At 40.6% G+C, this 14966-nt stretch carries 17 protein-coding genes and 1 pseudogene; 13 read left to right on the forward strand and 5 right to left on the reverse strand.

The features are described from left to right. Positions 1-55: 55 nt before the first annotated feature. Both PISS_RS04375 and PISS_RS04380 read left to right on the forward strand, forming a co-directional pair. A complete protein-coding gene (locus tag PISS_RS04375; RefSeq protein ID WP_016899390.1) occupies positions 56-586 on the forward strand; it encodes a DUF6795 domain-containing protein in 531 nt (176 codons plus the stop codon). A 32-nt stretch (positions 587-618) separates the two neighbouring features. Next, the gene (locus tag PISS_RS04380; protein ID WP_016899391.1) at positions 619-1767 is read left to right on the forward strand and encodes a lipase family protein; all 1149 of its coding nucleotides are present in this window, start codon (positions 619-621) and stop codon (positions 1765-1767) included. Between the two features lie 71 nt (positions 1768-1838). On the opposite strand, the pseudogene PISS_RS04385 reads toward PISS_RS04380, so the two are convergent. From PISS_RS04385 to flgA, 5 genes and pseudogenes are all read right to left on the reverse strand, one after another. Then, positions 1839-2043 (reverse strand): annotated as a pseudogene (locus tag PISS_RS04385) (CsbD family protein). 338 nt (positions 2044-2381) lie between these two features. Beyond that, positions 2382-3899 carry a DUF3360 family protein gene (locus PISS_RS04390; RefSeq protein ID WP_058154317.1) on the reverse strand — a complete coding sequence of 506 codons (1518 nt, stop codon included), beginning with the start codon at positions 3897-3899 and terminating at the stop codon, positions 2382-2384. Between the two features lie 507 nt (positions 3900-4406). Beyond that, positions 4407-4829, reverse strand: a complete 423-nt coding sequence (flgN, locus tag PISS_RS04395) for a flagellar export chaperone FlgN (protein WP_016899393.1) — start codon at positions 4827-4829, stop codon at positions 4407-4409. Beyond that, positions 4826-5116: a flagellar biosynthesis anti-sigma factor FlgM gene (gene flgM / locus PISS_RS04400; protein WP_058154318.1), complete on the reverse strand. Its 291-nt coding sequence runs from the start codon at positions 5114-5116 to the stop codon at positions 4826-4828. Before flgM ends, flgN begins: the two co-directional genes overlap by 4 nt. 93 nt (positions 5117-5209) lie before the next feature. Then, positions 5210-5971, reverse strand: a complete 762-nt coding sequence (gene flgA / locus PISS_RS04405; RefSeq protein ID WP_028835468.1) for a flagellar basal body P-ring formation chaperone FlgA — start codon at positions 5969-5971, stop codon at positions 5210-5212. 59 nt (positions 5972-6030) lie between these two features. Here flgA and flgB point away from each other — a divergent pair, with 59 nt between their 5' ends. The 11 genes from flgB to flgL are packed head-to-tail and all read left to right on the forward strand — an operon-like array spanning position 6031 to position 14963. Beyond that, positions 6031-6450 carry a flagellar basal body rod protein FlgB gene (gene flgB / locus PISS_RS04410; RefSeq protein ID WP_081745136.1) on the forward strand — a complete coding sequence of 140 codons (420 nt, stop codon included), beginning with the start codon at positions 6031-6033 and terminating at the stop codon, positions 6448-6450. Then, positions 6450-6866, forward strand: a complete 417-nt coding sequence (gene flgC, locus PISS_RS04415) for a flagellar basal body rod protein FlgC (protein ID WP_010391144.1) — start codon at positions 6450-6452, stop codon at positions 6864-6866. The genes flgB and flgC overlap by 1 nt, the downstream gene beginning before the upstream one ends. Before the next feature lie 4 nt (positions 6867-6870). Beyond that, positions 6871-7524, forward strand: coding sequence for a flagellar hook assembly protein FlgD (locus PISS_RS04420; RefSeq protein WP_013464380.1), 654 nt, complete (start codon positions 6871-6873; stop codon positions 7522-7524). An 18-nt stretch (positions 7525-7542) separates the two neighbouring features. After that, a complete protein-coding gene (locus PISS_RS04425) occupies positions 7543-8871 on the forward strand; it encodes a flagellar hook protein FlgE (protein WP_058154319.1) in 1329 nt (442 codons plus the stop codon). An 11-nt stretch (positions 8872-8882) separates the two neighbouring features. Further along, complete coding sequence (locus PISS_RS04430; protein ID WP_036956803.1) at positions 8883-9614, forward strand: flagellar basal body rod protein FlgF; 732 nt, start codon at positions 8883-8885, stop codon at positions 9612-9614. A 14-nt stretch (positions 9615-9628) separates the two neighbouring features. After that, the gene (gene flgG / locus PISS_RS04435) at positions 9629-10414 is read left to right on the forward strand and encodes a flagellar basal-body rod protein FlgG (RefSeq protein ID WP_010391154.1); all 786 of its coding nucleotides are present in this window, start codon (positions 9629-9631) and stop codon (positions 10412-10414) included. A gap of 2 nt (positions 10415-10416) precedes the next feature. After that, complete coding sequence (locus tag PISS_RS04440) at positions 10417-11139, forward strand: flagellar basal body L-ring protein FlgH (RefSeq protein WP_013464383.1); 723 nt, start codon at positions 10417-10419, stop codon at positions 11137-11139. Between the two features lie 18 nt (positions 11140-11157). Continuing rightward, the gene (locus PISS_RS04445; RefSeq protein ID WP_058154320.1) at positions 11158-12267 is read left to right on the forward strand and encodes a flagellar basal body P-ring protein FlgI; all 1110 of its coding nucleotides are present in this window, start codon (positions 11158-11160) and stop codon (positions 12265-12267) included. An 11-nt stretch (positions 12268-12278) separates the two neighbouring features. Next, complete coding sequence (locus PISS_RS04450; RefSeq protein WP_058154321.1) at positions 12279-12740, forward strand: rod-binding protein; 462 nt, start codon at positions 12279-12281, stop codon at positions 12738-12740. A 6-nt stretch (positions 12741-12746) separates the two neighbouring features. Continuing rightward, the gene (flgK, locus tag PISS_RS04455) at positions 12747-14054 is read left to right on the forward strand and encodes a flagellar hook-associated protein FlgK (protein WP_058154322.1); all 1308 of its coding nucleotides are present in this window, start codon (positions 12747-12749) and stop codon (positions 14052-14054) included. A gap of 12 nt (positions 14055-14066) precedes the next feature. Continuing rightward, positions 14067-14963 carry a flagellar hook-associated protein FlgL gene (gene flgL, locus PISS_RS04465; protein ID WP_013464386.1) on the forward strand — a complete coding sequence of 299 codons (897 nt, stop codon included), beginning with the start codon at positions 14067-14069 and terminating at the stop codon, positions 14961-14963. Positions 14964-14966: the final 3 nt, after the last annotated feature.

Consider the following 14966-nt stretch of genomic DNA (forward strand, 5'->3'; position numbering starts at 1 on the left):
TCATGTAGCAACCCTCCACAAAATGTTCACGGCCTATTTTTAAGGCTTCTTGTTTATGTCATTTTTAACGACACTTAAAAAGTTTGGTAATCATATTGGTGCTTACAAAGTGCACTTGTGCCCTGAGGTGAAAGGCCAAGTTAGTGAAAAGGGCAAGCCTTTATCTAATGTGAGAATAGACAGAGTATTAAATTTTTCTGATGGCAAATGTGCTGAAGATTTCACTTACACCGATAAGAACGGAAGTTTCTTACTACCTGAAATTAATATCCGTTCTAATCAACCAGCAGTCCCACTTGCTGAGATTTTTACTTCTCAAGCTATTTATTTATCCTACAATCATGAAGAATATTGCCTTTGGGGTTCCAGATTGTCAGGCGCTAAATACCGAGAGGAATATGCAAAAAAATTAAGGCAATTAATAGCCGATACCACTGATGAAAAGGTTCTTTTTAAATTTGAGAATAAAAAAACTGAAGGCTATAAATTTGAAGCTTTAAGTATCTGTCGTTGGTCTGATGATTTTGAAGTAGTGGAAAAAAATGCTTATTTTGACCTTTCAGAAATTGAAACGGATGATAATTAATAAAACAAAACCTAAATTATAAGGAAATATTGATGAATGTTTTAAGCCCTGCAATAGCTGCTAACTTTGCTGCTATCTCATACGAAAGCCTTGATAAAAGAGGCTTAAGAGCTAATCCATATTTTGAAAGGATTAGCTCTTTATTTTCATTCGAATCAGAATCTATAAAAGGTGTAAGTGGTTCTATTCTTGAGCGAGTTTTTAATCACTCGACCAATTTTGGCTGTATTGCAAAAGGTAAGAAGGGTGCATATGAAGATGATTATGTTTTAGCTTTACGTGGCACGGCAAAAATACGTGATGTTGTTACTGACTTACATTGTGGTTTAAGTACTTGTAGTAATAATCAACCTGTACATGCAGGCTTCAACCATACATTTAACTCTTTCAAAAATCAGTTAGAGCTGTATTTTAAACAAAGCACTAAGAAAAAATTAAACATTCATGTTGTAGGTCATAGTTTAGGTGGTGCTTTAGCAAACTTAGCTGCTAACTGGTTAAAGCAACGTTTTGGAGCGAATGTAAAATTATATACTTTTGGTGCGCCGCGAGTTGGTTATAATAGTTTTGCAGTAAAAACTGAGTCCGCAACAGATAATAGCATTTATCGTTGTGTACATGCAGCCGACCCAGTTCCTTTAGTACCTGTGTGGCCATTTATGCATACGGAGCAAGAATATATTTTACACGGTGCTGCCACTATTACTCCAAAAGCACATAGTATGACTAAGGATACGCCAGGATATTTGCATACAGCTAGCAACTTCAAAAGTTATTCTGCTATTAACAAGGGAATGGAAAAACGAATTCAAGAAGAGGTAAGGCTTGATTATGAGAGACGACTCGAATGTAGCCGCACCTCTAAATGGGCTCGGAAAATTGGTGCAGCTTTAATTACTCATTTACGTGAGACTGGTAAATTATATGCGATACAAAATCATTTTTCGAACGCTCTCACAGTATACGATCAGATAGCTAAAGCATTAGCTGATAGCATTGATTTTTCTAAAAATTGTACTAAAGATGTAAAAGGGATTTTAGGGCATATGCTGACATTTTGTGGCTATCCATTTCAGGTGATTTCTTTTACTTACGCTTCTATTAGGCATATTTTGCAATTAATGCTTAAAAATATTTTTGCACTTGCTGGCGAAGCGCTAGCATTAGCAAAACCTTCCTAGAATTAAGGTATACAAAAAACCGCCAATTGGCGGTTTTTTATTATCAAGTAAAGCTGTTAACACGCTTTATTTTAATGGCCTTTCTCAAAGTCATTTACTTCGCCTTCGCGCTCGGCTTTCCTCTTTCGATTTACCGTATTTTTGCTGAATTTTACCAACAAGCTCGGTACGGCTACCTTCAATTTTATCTAAATCATCGTTGGTAAGATCGCCCCATTTTTGCTGCGCTTTACCTTTAAGTTCTTTCCAATTTCCTTCGATACGATCGCTATTCATAATTAGCTCCTTATTAAGAGTGATGATTTTTCATTTTAAAAGCGTTACTAATAAAATGATTTTTAACGTTCACTTACAAAGTTGCAAAGCCTATACCAGAAAGTGAAATGTTTAATTTCATTTATATATCAACTGGTTATGGTTTTTTGATACATAAGATTTTTTAGCTGGTGGCGAGTTTTATAAAAATTCTGCAGGGTGGCTTGTAATTATTTCAGGGACTGTGACTTCAGGGGCTGTTACTTCAAGGGGGATTATTGCAAGTACACTGTGCTGGTTTTTATAAGTACAATAAAAAAGCGAGCTATTAAAGCTCGCTTTGCTGTTTAATAAAGGAATTAATGTCTAAAGCTTGGCATTAGCGCAGGAATGCCTGGCAGCATACCTACCAGTGCCATTACACCGGTTAATAACACAAACATTATAAGTGGGATGACCCAGCGACTCATTCGCGATAAATCAGCACTTCTTTCTTTACAGCCAATAAGGCCCAAGTTATCAAGTAGCATAGTTAGTGACCAACCAAATGCAGGGTTTACTAGGCTTGATGCAAACACCACAATGGCGGCTGATTGGGTGGTTTTACCTTCACGGGTCATTTCCATACCCGCTTCAAGTAGTGGAATAAACACCCCTACAATTAATGCAACACACAATACTGGCTGCCAAATAGCTAAGTCCATTGGATAGCCCCAAACACCCGCGATAATACAAAATAACGCAGTTAAAATTGCGCCTGCAGGAATAGGGCGTTTTGCAATAGCAGCAGGAACAATGTAAGTGCCCCAAGATGACGCAAAGTTAGCACCGCCTAAAAGCGAGCCAAAGGTTTGTCTTGTTGATGCGCTAAGCATGGTATCGTCAATATTCATTTGTACTTTTTCAGTACGCTCAGGGTAACTAATTTTTTGAAATACTTGATGGCCTAAAAAGTCAGGCGACCACATAGCAACTGCTAAAACTGCAAAAGGAAGTACAACTACAAAGCTTTCTGCTGTTGGTAAGCCAAGCATCCAGCCGGTGTTTTCGCCCCACCAGTACATAGGGTTCATGTTTGGTAAGCCCGGTGCAGTATGAAACTCAAACGGTGCACCCAATGCAAAAGCAGTAAAACCACCAATTAAACAGCTCAGTGGCACGGCTAACCAGCGTTTTTTGTAATGCTCCAATAAAGCATAAAGTAAAATTGTGGCTAAGATTACAATAAAGGCAATATGGGTCATTTGAATTTCTTCAGCCCATGCAAACAGCTTTTTAACTTGTGAAATGGTACCCACAAAGCCTAAATAAAGAAGTAGGCCACCACACACCCCTTTACTGGTGAGCTTGGCCATGAGACTGCCGCCTTTACTAAATGCTAATATCAATCCAAAGGCTCCTATGAGCAAACCAAAGGCCATAGGGTGTCCGCCTGCGGCAACCACAATAGGAATTAATGGAATGAGTGGGCCATGAGTACCCGCTAAGTTAGCGGTCGGTAAAATAAAGCCAGAAAATAGTAAAATAAATAACGAAACAATTAAAAGTTCGTAGCGTACGTTTTCAAGTACAAAGCCATCACTTAAGCCTAAAGGGCCTGCAAACGTGGCAGCAATGGCTGCAACCATCACAACTTTACCTATAGTTGCGGCCATCGCTGGAATGGTGTCTTCAAATTCAAAGCGATAATCTCTAAACGGTAAATTTGGACGCCAGCGTTTTGGCTGCATAATTTGCAGTTCGTGCTCTAGATAAGCGTCGCGGCTTTCAAACTCAGAGCTGGGTTTATGAAGATTTTCATAGCTATCGGACGCGGTTTGAGTATCCGCTCCTGGTATAGCATCAGATGAATTATCATCTAGCGGCTTGGTGGTCATGACTTCTCCTGCAACTTAGTTGCTAACTCAAAATAAAAATACAGCTTTTACAAAGCAAATGAACGTTGAGTGCGCAGGGTAAAACAGCTTGCTACATATTGTAATTAGGCAAAAGGTCGTGCATAGCCCAGTTTAACGCTTTGTAAATGTTAACAAAAATAGCAAAGGGATGTGTTGTAACTGGCTTGTTAAATTTAAAAGGTCTTTAAATTCAGTGGTTTATTGTTTTGTTTTTACAGTGTGATCTTGTCATGCAGAATAGCGAAAAGGTCATAAAATCAGCAGATTCAGCAGCAATCATTCTTTAGTCTAATAAAGGTGACGTTAGCCGCTATTTGCTTATTATAAATACAATTAGCCGCAAAGTTGCACAAAAGCTAATAATACTAAGTTTTAGCGGAACAACTATTTTTGGACTCAAGATAGGGTTTTAAAAGGTAATAATAGGAGTAAAGTAAAAATATAGCGCAAAGTGACTAAACAAGAAAATGCCTTTATGTAACGTATTTATAAAGGCATTTCTGGGTAAGCTTGTTTGTTTTCACCGCCAGTTAAGCGCTGTAACAACCGACGCTGGCTTGAGAGTAATTGCCCTGAGCGTTCATTCATTATTTTGCAGGTTTTAGTTTTTAGCTCAAGCTGGTGTAATAATTTTGTAGTGAGCGAGTTTATATCAGCAGGCAGCAACGCGGTTAATTGTGCTAAGCCTTCTTTGCCACCTTGCAAGCCTAAACTCACCAAAAAGCCATCGCGCTGATTATGCGATTCATTTAAGCTTTCTAAAAAGCCAAGCATTTTTTTATTATGTGTTTCTAGCTGCACATTACGTTGGCTTAGCAATTCGTATTGCGTTTCAAGTAATTCAATTAATGCGTCTAGCTTAATAATGTCTTGTTGCAGACTTACAATATACTCTTTTACAGTTTTCATTTTTTATGAAGTTCAACCATAGCGTTAACGGTTTCATCAATGTTAATTTTAAATTCACCACTGGCAATTGCCGCTTTCATTTGGGCTACTTTATCCATATCAACGTCTGGCTTTGCAGCTAAATCTTGAAATGTTGAGTCTATTGATTTACTTAATGCACTCACTGAATTTACTTGCTCTTGTTTAGTCGCTACAGGTTGTTGCTCTGGTTTTGCATCCAGTGAAGAACGCTGGTTTGTTTTTTGGCTTTGCTCAACCGCAGTGGTTGTTATTGCGCTTATATTCATTGTTTATTACCTAATTCGTTTATCGAATTTATATTGCTTAGTTTATATCAGCGACCAAGTACAAGCATTACTTAACTTTTATTTCGACATTTTTTAAAATGTCGCCTCTGCCACACCTTGCGCAATTACTCTACCTTGAACTACTTTTTTTGATGATAAATTTTTTACATTAATAACCTCACCAAGTTGGCCATCTTCAAGAGCAATGGCTTTAACATTGGCCGAGAAAGTTGCGGTATTTATTTGCAGTGAAATATGCTCATTTTTATTGATTAAATACTGCTTTTCTAGGTAGCGGGTGGAGATCACCGTGCCTTTATCAATCTCGCGTTTAACGGTGAGTCCAACTAGCTGATCAATACCGGTTTCGCCTTGATGGCGGTGCTTGCCTAAATCCACGCTTTTATATTCTAAGTCTTGCTTATTAAGCACTTTACCTCGGTTTAAAGTGTGTTTTGCTGCCACTAGGTTTATCCACACACTTACTTTGGCACTGGCTCTAAAGCGCCAAGCAGGCGATGGGCAAGATACAGAAATACTCACCCTGCCTGCAGGTGGCGTGTGACTTTGTGAGCGAGTGATTTGCAACTCATCACAGTTTAGGTTTTCGCTACCTTTAGGAATAAATAGCTCTATGTTTTGCTGCTGACTCTGCGAATTAATCGAGTGCAAATAGCTATTTATTTCACTGTGTAAAAACTGCCGAATTTCTTTATCAAAATTAATGGGGGTGGCCATAGCATGAGCTGGCAGTAGTCCAATAGTTAAAAGTAAGCGGAAAAACCAACGCTTCCCTTGGGGAAGTTCAGCTTCCGTATGTTGGGCTGTTTTTTGCTCTTTTTTTATATAAGTCATTGAAAAAATATACTTTTAAAAGTTGGCATAAAGGTTGTTATACACAAGGTAGAAAGTGTATGCGAAGCGCGAAAGCATACAAGAAACAAAAATTAGAGGCAACAATGGAACTATTTGATAAAGCGTTAGGTGTTCACCCTTTTTCAATGAAATTAAGGTTAGACAGAGCAGAAATCATTGCCAGTAACTTGGCTAATGTTGACACGCCAGGGTTTAAATCTCGAGATGTAGATTACCGTCAAATTATGCAAAGTGTTTCATCCAGTTTTTCGCAAAACAGAGATGTTGATTTTGCTGGCGTACAAACAGATGAACTTAAATATCGCGTTCCTTATCAACCATCAAGTGATGGTAATACTGTTGAGTTAAATATTGAGCAAGCAAAATTTGCTAGCAACAGTATGGATTTTCAAACCAGTTTGACCTTTTTAAATATGAAAATAAATGGCTTACATAAAGTTATTTCAGGGAAATCATAATGTCTTTTAATTCAATTTATGACGCTAGCGGCAGCGCCATGCGCGCTCAAGTTATTCGCCTCGATACCATTGCATCTAACTTAGCGAATGCCGATACCGCAGCCGGTTCAGAAGCCGACGCTTACAAGGCACTTAAACCGGTATTTTCTGCTTTGTACAAACAAACTCAAGACAGCCAATCAATTTCAGCCTCGGTTGATGTACTAGGGATCACTGAGTCAAACCGAGCGGTAGAGCAGCGCTACGAGCCAAACAACCCAATAGCTAACAACGATGGTTATGTATTTTACTCCAACGTAAATGCACTTGAAGAAATGGCAGACATGATGTCTGCAAGTCGCAGCTATCAAACATCTGTTGAAGTAATGGGGCGTGTAAATAGCATGCAGCAAAGCATTCTTAAGTTAGGGCAATAATATTATGCAAGTTAATTCAGCCGTTCCAAGCGCTGCAGACGCCACAAAAAACACCACGAATATTGCCGGTAATAGTTCTGCAGATGAAATGTCGACCATGTTTTTAGAGTTACTCGTTGCGCAAATTAGTAATCAAAATCCATTACAGCCTATGGATGGCACTCAGTATGTGAGCCAGCTTGCAGAGTTTTCGAATGTTGAGTCGTTACAAAGCATTCGCCAAAACACCGCCGATGGCTTGGATTATGTCAGCAGCTTAGCGGTGCTTGAAGCCACTAATATGGTTGGTCAAACGGTTGATGTGCAAGCAAGCAGTATTGCCCTTGAGCAAGATGGCAGTGTCTCAGGCATGGTTAATTTAGGTGAAGCCGCAGACTCTGTCACTGTACAACTTTATAACCAAGATGGTGAGTTAGTTGAAGAAAAACAACTGCCTTATTCAGGAGTCGGTTCGCTGCGTTTTGAATTTGAAAACCAAGAAGCCGGTGCGTATGCAGTCAGAGCGTATGCCACTACAGCCGAGGTGCCAAAGCAGCTTGATACTTGGTTAAGCGGTGAGGTTGAGCGTGTTTCTGTAGGTAAGTCGTTAGAAGATATTTTATTGCAAGTCGATGGTTTGGGTAATTTTGGTATCACTGAAATTAATCAAGTGGCATAAATAAGAGGAATAAATAATATGTCTATGTTCAATATAGGATTAAGTGGTCTTAAAAGTACCCAAACAGGATTAGAAGTAACCAGTAATAATATTGCTAACTCGGGTACTGCTGGTTATAAAAATAACACTGCAGAATTTGCCGCGGTTTATAACGGTAGCCAACGCGGCGGTGTAAAAGTTGCCAATGTTAAAGAAGATTTTGTTACCGGTGGTGAAATTGTGCGCACCGGTAATGCGCTGGATATTGCTATTGATGGCCAAGGTTTTTTTGCCATATCAGAAAACGGCCGTACGGCTTACACCCAAGCAGGCCAGTTTCAGTTAGATAACGACTTAAATATTGTTAATGCCAACGGCGGCAAACTGCAAGGTTTTGGCGTATCTCAAGTTGATGGTGGTGACCCAGCAATTGTACCGGGTGTATTAACTGATTTAAAAATTGAAGCCTCAAACATAGAAGCACAAGGCAGTACCAATATTAACTTTAACGGTAACTTAAGTTCTTCTAGCGACGTGATTGCTTATCCAACAGCTCCTGCGCTATTTGATCCTAAAGATGGTAGCCAATATAACTTTTCTCAATCTACCGAAGTATTCGACTCCTTAGGTAACAGCCATGTAATGACTCAGTATTTTAACCATTCGGGTAGTAACGAATGGCAAGCGATGTTTTTCTTAGATGGTAAACCCCTTACTCAAGGTCAGCTCTCAGCGCTTGGTGCGACGACAGGTTCTCAAGCTATTGATGATGGTGCGGGTGGTTCAATTAACGCCGGAACCATTACACTTAACTTTGATACCGATGGAAAAATGGTGCCGTTTTCAGGCGATTTAACGGCGGTTGATTTAGAAGTGCCTATTACTTCAACACCAGGAAATGCAGAAATAACCAGTGGTGCTGCAGCATTAAATATCGCACTTAAATTCGATGGCACTACGCAGTTTGGTTCAAGTTTCAGTGTTAACGAAAATGATGCCAACGGCTATACCTCAGGAGCGTTTTCTGGTGTGAAAGTTGAAGACGACGGCCGTGTATTTGCAACATTTACTAACGGTGAATCTAAATTACAAGGCCAAGTTGTACTTGCTTCGTTTGCGAATGTTGATGGTTTAGAGCAAGGCAGTAATACCGTGTGGTATCAAACTGAAGAGTCTGGCTCTGCACTCTATGGCGAGCCAGAAAGTGGATCTTTGGGCAAATTGCTATCGGGTTCATTTATGGGCTCAAATGTTGATATTAGTGAGCAGCTGGTTGGCTTAATGTCATTTCAACAAAACTACCAAGCCAACGCAAAAACCATCAGCAGCGCTGATGAAATGATGCAAATTTTATTTAGTAACACCTAAGGAAGCTGAGCGTGGAAAAGTTAATTTATACCGCTGTTTCGGGTGCTGAACTTAATAATACCGCCTTACGTGTTGCTGCAAATAACCTAGCAAATGTTAGCACCGTAGGTTTTAAAGCCGACTTAGAGCAAGCGCAATCAATGATGGTACAAGGCGAGGGCTTTCGTACTCGTTACCACGCGCAACTAACACCAGTAACTACTGATTTATCGTCAGGGCCAATCATGGATACTGGCCGTAATCTTGATATAGCACTAAGCAACGGCGGTTATTTAGAAGTGATGGATGACAATGGCGAACCGGCTTATACCCGCGCGGGTAATTTAGTGGTTGATGCCGATGGCTTTATTACTGTTAATGGCCTACGTGTGCAAGGTGACGGTGGCGATATTCAACTTCCTGAGTTTGGTGATATTGAAATTGGCTCAAACGGCATGATTAACCTAACCCCCATTGGTGGCGGTGTAATTGCAGAAGATGCGCAAATTAAATTAGCCAGCACCGATGCAAACTTAATCAAAGGTGCTGATGGCTTACTCAGAGCTAACGATTTACAGCCTCTTGAGGCCGACGAAACAATCACAGTAAGAACTGGTGCTTTAGAAGGCTCTAATGTGAATGCCGTGGCTGAAATGATCAAAACCATGAATATCAGTCGCCAATTTGAGATGAATGTAAAAATGATGAAGTCTGCTGACGAATTAGCGACCAGCGGTAATAAGCTCATCAGTGGACGTGGATAAACAGGAAGCCAAACATGAATTCAGCATTATGGGTGAGTAAAACCGGTCTTGCAGCGCAAGATTTAAGAATGACAACAATATCTAATAACCTCGCGAACGTGAGCACTGCCGGTTTTAAAAAAGACAGAGCGGTATTTGAAGACTTATTTTACCAAGTACAAAAACAACCTGGCGCGCAGGTAGATGAGCTTAATCAGCTGCCATCTGGGATTCAGGTGGGAACCGGTGTGCGTATTAACGGCACGCAAAAGCAATTTACTGAAGGCAGTTTTGAAACAACCAGCAACCAGTTAGATGTGGCCATTGCTGGGCAAGGTTTCTTTCAAATTGAAAGCCCTGACGGCGAGTTATTATTTACCCGTAACGGTCAGTTTCAACTTAACTCTGAGTCATTACTGGTAAACAGCAACGGCTTACCATTGGCACAAAATATTGCGCTGCCAGAGGGCACCACTAAAGTGAGTATTGGCACCGATGGCACCGTTACTGCGGTAGTGGGTAAAGATGCGCAAGCGGTAGAGTTAGGTCAAATGTTAACGGTTAACTTTGCAAACCCTGCAGGCTTACAAAGTTTAGGTGGCAACTTGTACCGCGAAACAGCGGCATCGGGTGAACCTGTTGAGGGTATCCCTGGCGAAGATGCTTTTGGGGGCTTACAACAATTTACTATTGAAGGCTCAAACGTGAGCGTCGTTGATGAAATGGTGAGCATGATTGCCGTACAGCGCGCTTACGAGATGAACGCTAAAGTAGTCTCTGCGGCAGATGAAATGCTGCGCTTTATAAACCAAAACGTATGATTATGATGAATAAGTTAACATTATTTTTGCTGCTTTTAGGTGTTGCTGGTTGCAGCAACACTCCATCAAAAACTCAAATGGTGGAATGTGAAGTGGTGTATGGGGAAGTGAAATGCCCACAAAATACCACTCAAAAATCAGTTCAAGACTATGAAATAAGCCAAGATGCCTATGCACAGGGTTTGAATCAGCAAGATGGTAGCTTATTTCAAGATAACTATATGTTTTCTTTGTATGCAGATAAACGTGCTTACCGGGTTGGCGATATTTTAACTGTGGTGCTTAACGAGCGCACCCAATCAAGTAAAAGTGCCGATTCGAGTTTAGATAAAAGTACCGACTTGGATGTTTCGGTGCCAGTAGCTGGTGCACTCAATGTAGCTGATTTTAATTTGGGTATAGGCTCGAGTGCTAAGTTTGACGGTGAAAGCAGTGCCAGCCAGCAAAACTTCCTCAGTGGCGCTATTACTGTACGGGTTAATCATGTTTTATCTAATGGGTCGCTGGTTATTAAAGGGCGTAAGCAAATTAAGCTCAACCAAGGTGATGAATACATTGAAATTGAAGGGTTGGTTCGCCCAGGCGATATTGATGTAAGTAACCGTGTTTCGTCGCTTCGTATTGCAGAGGCACAAATAAGTTATACCGGCAAAGGCACTTTGGCAGATGCGAATCGCCCAGGTTGGTTTACCACTTTATTTACCCGATTCTTAAATCCGTTTTAAGGGATTACTGAGGTTTTAATGAAATATTTACTATTAATGCTAGTGTGCTTTTTTAGCCTATTAGCGCCTGCAACTGTAGCCGCCAAAGCTCGTCCATTACTAGATATTGTTGATGTGCTAGGTGTGCGAGAAAACCAACTGGTAGGTTACGGACTAGTGGTAGGTTTACCGGGGTCGGGTGATAAAGCCCAAGTGAAATTTGCCGGCCAATCGTTAAGTAATATGCTAAAGCAATTTGGTGTCTCTGTAGATGAAGAACGATTACCAAAATCAAAAAATATAGCGGCTGTTGCGGTACATGCTACGTTGCCGCCAATGGGAAGCCCAGGCCAAGCCATTGATGTAACTGTGAACTCATTAGGCGATGCAAAAAGCTTACATGGTGGTAGCTTAATGTTGACCCCGTTAAAAGGGGTTGATGGCAAAGTGTATGCGCTAGCACAAGGTAACTTAGTGGTAGGGGGTATTAATGCCAGTGGTAAAAGTGGCTCCTCGGTGACTGTCAATGTGCCTACTTCGGGGCTTATTCCCAATGGCGCCATCATTGAGCGCAGTGTTACGGCTATGTATGAAAGCCAAAGCGATGTAATTCTTAATTTAAAAGATCCAAATTATCAAACTGCTCGCAATGTCGTGCGCGCAATAAACAAAGTATTTGGACCCGATGTGGCCTCTGCTGAAAATTGGGCGCGTTTAGTGGTCAGTGCGCCAAGCGATGCCAATAGTCGCAACACGTTTATGTCGATGCTACAAGACATTAGTGTAGAGCAAGGTTCTGAGCGTCCTAAAATCGTATTTAATAGTCGCACCGGTACTGTAGTAATGAATGATACTGTACGGGTGAATCAGGCGGCTGTTAATCATGGCAATTTAACCATTACCATTAGCGAACAAGAGCAAGTGTCGCAACCTGGGCCGTTTTCAAATGGCCAAACCACAGCTACACAATCAAGTGATATCACGGTAGATCAACAACAAAGAAATATGCTGCTGTGGCCTGAAGGCACCTCTTTAGATGAAATAGTAAAAGCGGTAAATGCACTCGGCGCAACGCCAGCCGAGTTAATGTCGATACTAATTGCACTTGATAATGCTGGGGCTCTAGAAGCCGAGCTATTAGTTATTTAAAGGAAATAGCCATGAAAATAGAGTCATCAACCCAATTATCTCAGTCATTAGCGATAGACCCGACCCATCTTGAAAACATTACCGGCAACAGTGAAGCGGGCGTAAAGCAAGCGGCAGAGCAGTTTGAAGCGATTTTTTTACAACTCGTGTTAAAAAGCATGGACAGCACCACCAAAACTATGGCCGGTGACAATGGTTTTTTTAATAGTAACGAGCAAGCCCAATTTAGAGACATGCATAACGCCCAAACTGCGCAGCACTTAGCCTCAACTCATCAACTGGGTTTAGCCGAAGCGATTATTAAGCAGTTTGATGAGAAAATTACCCCGATAGAAAATACATTTAAGAATAGCCAAACCTTGGTCGCTAATGATCATCATAAAGATGCTGAAAGCGTTGAGCCAACCCAAAGCTATGATATTTATGCAGGGTCGGCGTTTGTTCAGCCATTGAATGCTATTACGATTAGGTAGTTAATTATGTCTATGTTAAATAACGCGTTAAGCGGCCTCAATGCAGCAAATATTGCGCTGACTGTGTCAGGGCAAAATGTGGCGAATGCAGCCGTTGAAGGTTACTCGCGTCAGCAAGCTCAATTTAAAACCTCTAATGTATATTTAGGCGGGGTTGAGGTGGCATCGGTTGACCGGGTTGTTGACGCCTTTTTAAATGATGATATTTGGCGCACTAATTCAGATACCACTTATTATGAAAACAAACAGTCATATCTAGGTTTTATTGAGCAAATAATTGGTACCGACTCACTCAACTTAAATAACTCTCTTGCAAGCCTAACGGATGCACTCAATGCAGCGGCCACTAAGCCTGATTCACAGGCTTTCAGGCAGCAATTTTTATCTTCAGCCGAAGGCTTTATGCAAGATATTGCGCAAATTAATGGCGCACTGGCAGGCCAAGCAACAAAGTTAAATGCACAAATGAGTAACGTGGCGCTTAATGTGTCTTCTATAACTAAGCAAATAGCCGAAATTAACAGTAGCATTGGGTTAGCAACAGCAAATAATCAATCAACCGCAGAGCTAAAAGACAACCGAGAACGCCTAGTAAATCAGTTATCTGGGCATATTGGTGTATCTATTGTTGAGCGAGATAATGGCTTTATTGATATCAGTACCTTAAGTGGTGCCCCGCTGGTGGTAGGGAGTAAAGCGGCATCAATCTCAGTAAATGGAACAACAGTAACGAGTAACTTTATTGGTCAAGAATTCACCCTTGATAAAAACGTTGGTGGTCAATTTGGTGGCTTAATAAGCGTTGATAACGATGTAATAAAACCAACCCTTGCAACCTTAAATAGCTTAGTTGCCGACCTTGCCGATGATATGAATGATGCATTACAAAGTGGTTTTGATTTAAATAACGACCCCGGTGAAGCACTGTTTACATACAATCCATTAAACCCATTAGGGACGATTGAGATTAACCCTGCGATCACCACTGATAAACTTGGTTTTAAAGACAGTAGTACCTCAGGACCTGGTGATAACTCTAATATTGCTAATATTGTTGCTTCAATGGCAGGAAAAGGCGATAAGTTTACGTTATTAGTAGGAGATCTTGCTATTACTAGTAAGCAAAACTTAAATAGCATTACCACCGCTACTAATTTAAGTGAAAACGCCATTGCTGCGCGCGATAGCTACAGCGGGGTGAACCTTGATGAAGAGGCGGCAAACTTAATGCATTTTCAACAAATGTACAGTGCCAATGCCAAAGTAATTAGCACGGCAGATCAAATGTTTAAATCTTTACTGCAAATGTTTTAAAAGGGCAATGTTATGCGAGTTAGTAGTCATCAGTTTCATTTAAATTCAATCAAAAACATTCAAAGTAATACTGAAAACTTTAACGAAAAATCAATTCAGTTAGCAACCAATAAGCGTATTCTTAAGCCCTCAGATGATCCGCTTGGCACTGTAATGATCATGAACCTAGGTTCAGAAATAAAATCGTTAGAGCAATACAAAACCAATATGGATGCAGTTAACTTTTCATTAGGTCAACAAGAAGTACAGCTAACCGGTATTGTTAACCAAATATATTCACTGCAAAGTTTAATTACCACCGCAGCTGATGGTTCAATGGGCGAGGCAGAAATTAAAGCACTCGGCCAAGAAATGAGTGTGGCTTTTCCGGCAATTGTTGATTTACTAAATGCAACCGACAGCGATGGACAATATTATTTTTCGGGTAGTAAAACCGATGAAAAACCGTTTCAAATTGATGCGACGGGTAATTATGTTTATGCCGGTGACGATATTGTCAGAGAAGTCGCTGTATCTGACGACTCAAGTGTAAAAAACAATATCGTAGGTAATGATTTAGACCCCGGTGCAGGTTTTTTAAATGCCATGCAAGACTATCTTGTTGATGTAAATAATCCGCCAGCAGGTGGTGTTGGCAATCAATCACGGGTGATGATAGATAAATTAGCTGACTTTTTAGGTACTATTAGTAGCCAAGTGACCACCATAGGCTCTACTATGGCTTCGCTTGATTCGATTACTACCAGTAATCTAGATATCACCACATTTACGGTTAACTTGCAGGACGATTTGAGTGCTGTAGATTATCCAGAAGCGTTTATTTCGATGAATGAATCTATGGCGGCGTATGAATCATCGATGCAGGTTTACTCGACAGTAAGTAAACTTTCATTGTTTTCATACATTTAAAAT

This window comes from Pseudoalteromonas issachenkonii (genome assembly GCF_002310795.1).
Lineage (GTDB): Bacteria > Pseudomonadota > Gammaproteobacteria > Enterobacterales > Alteromonadaceae > Pseudoalteromonas > Pseudoalteromonas tetraodonis.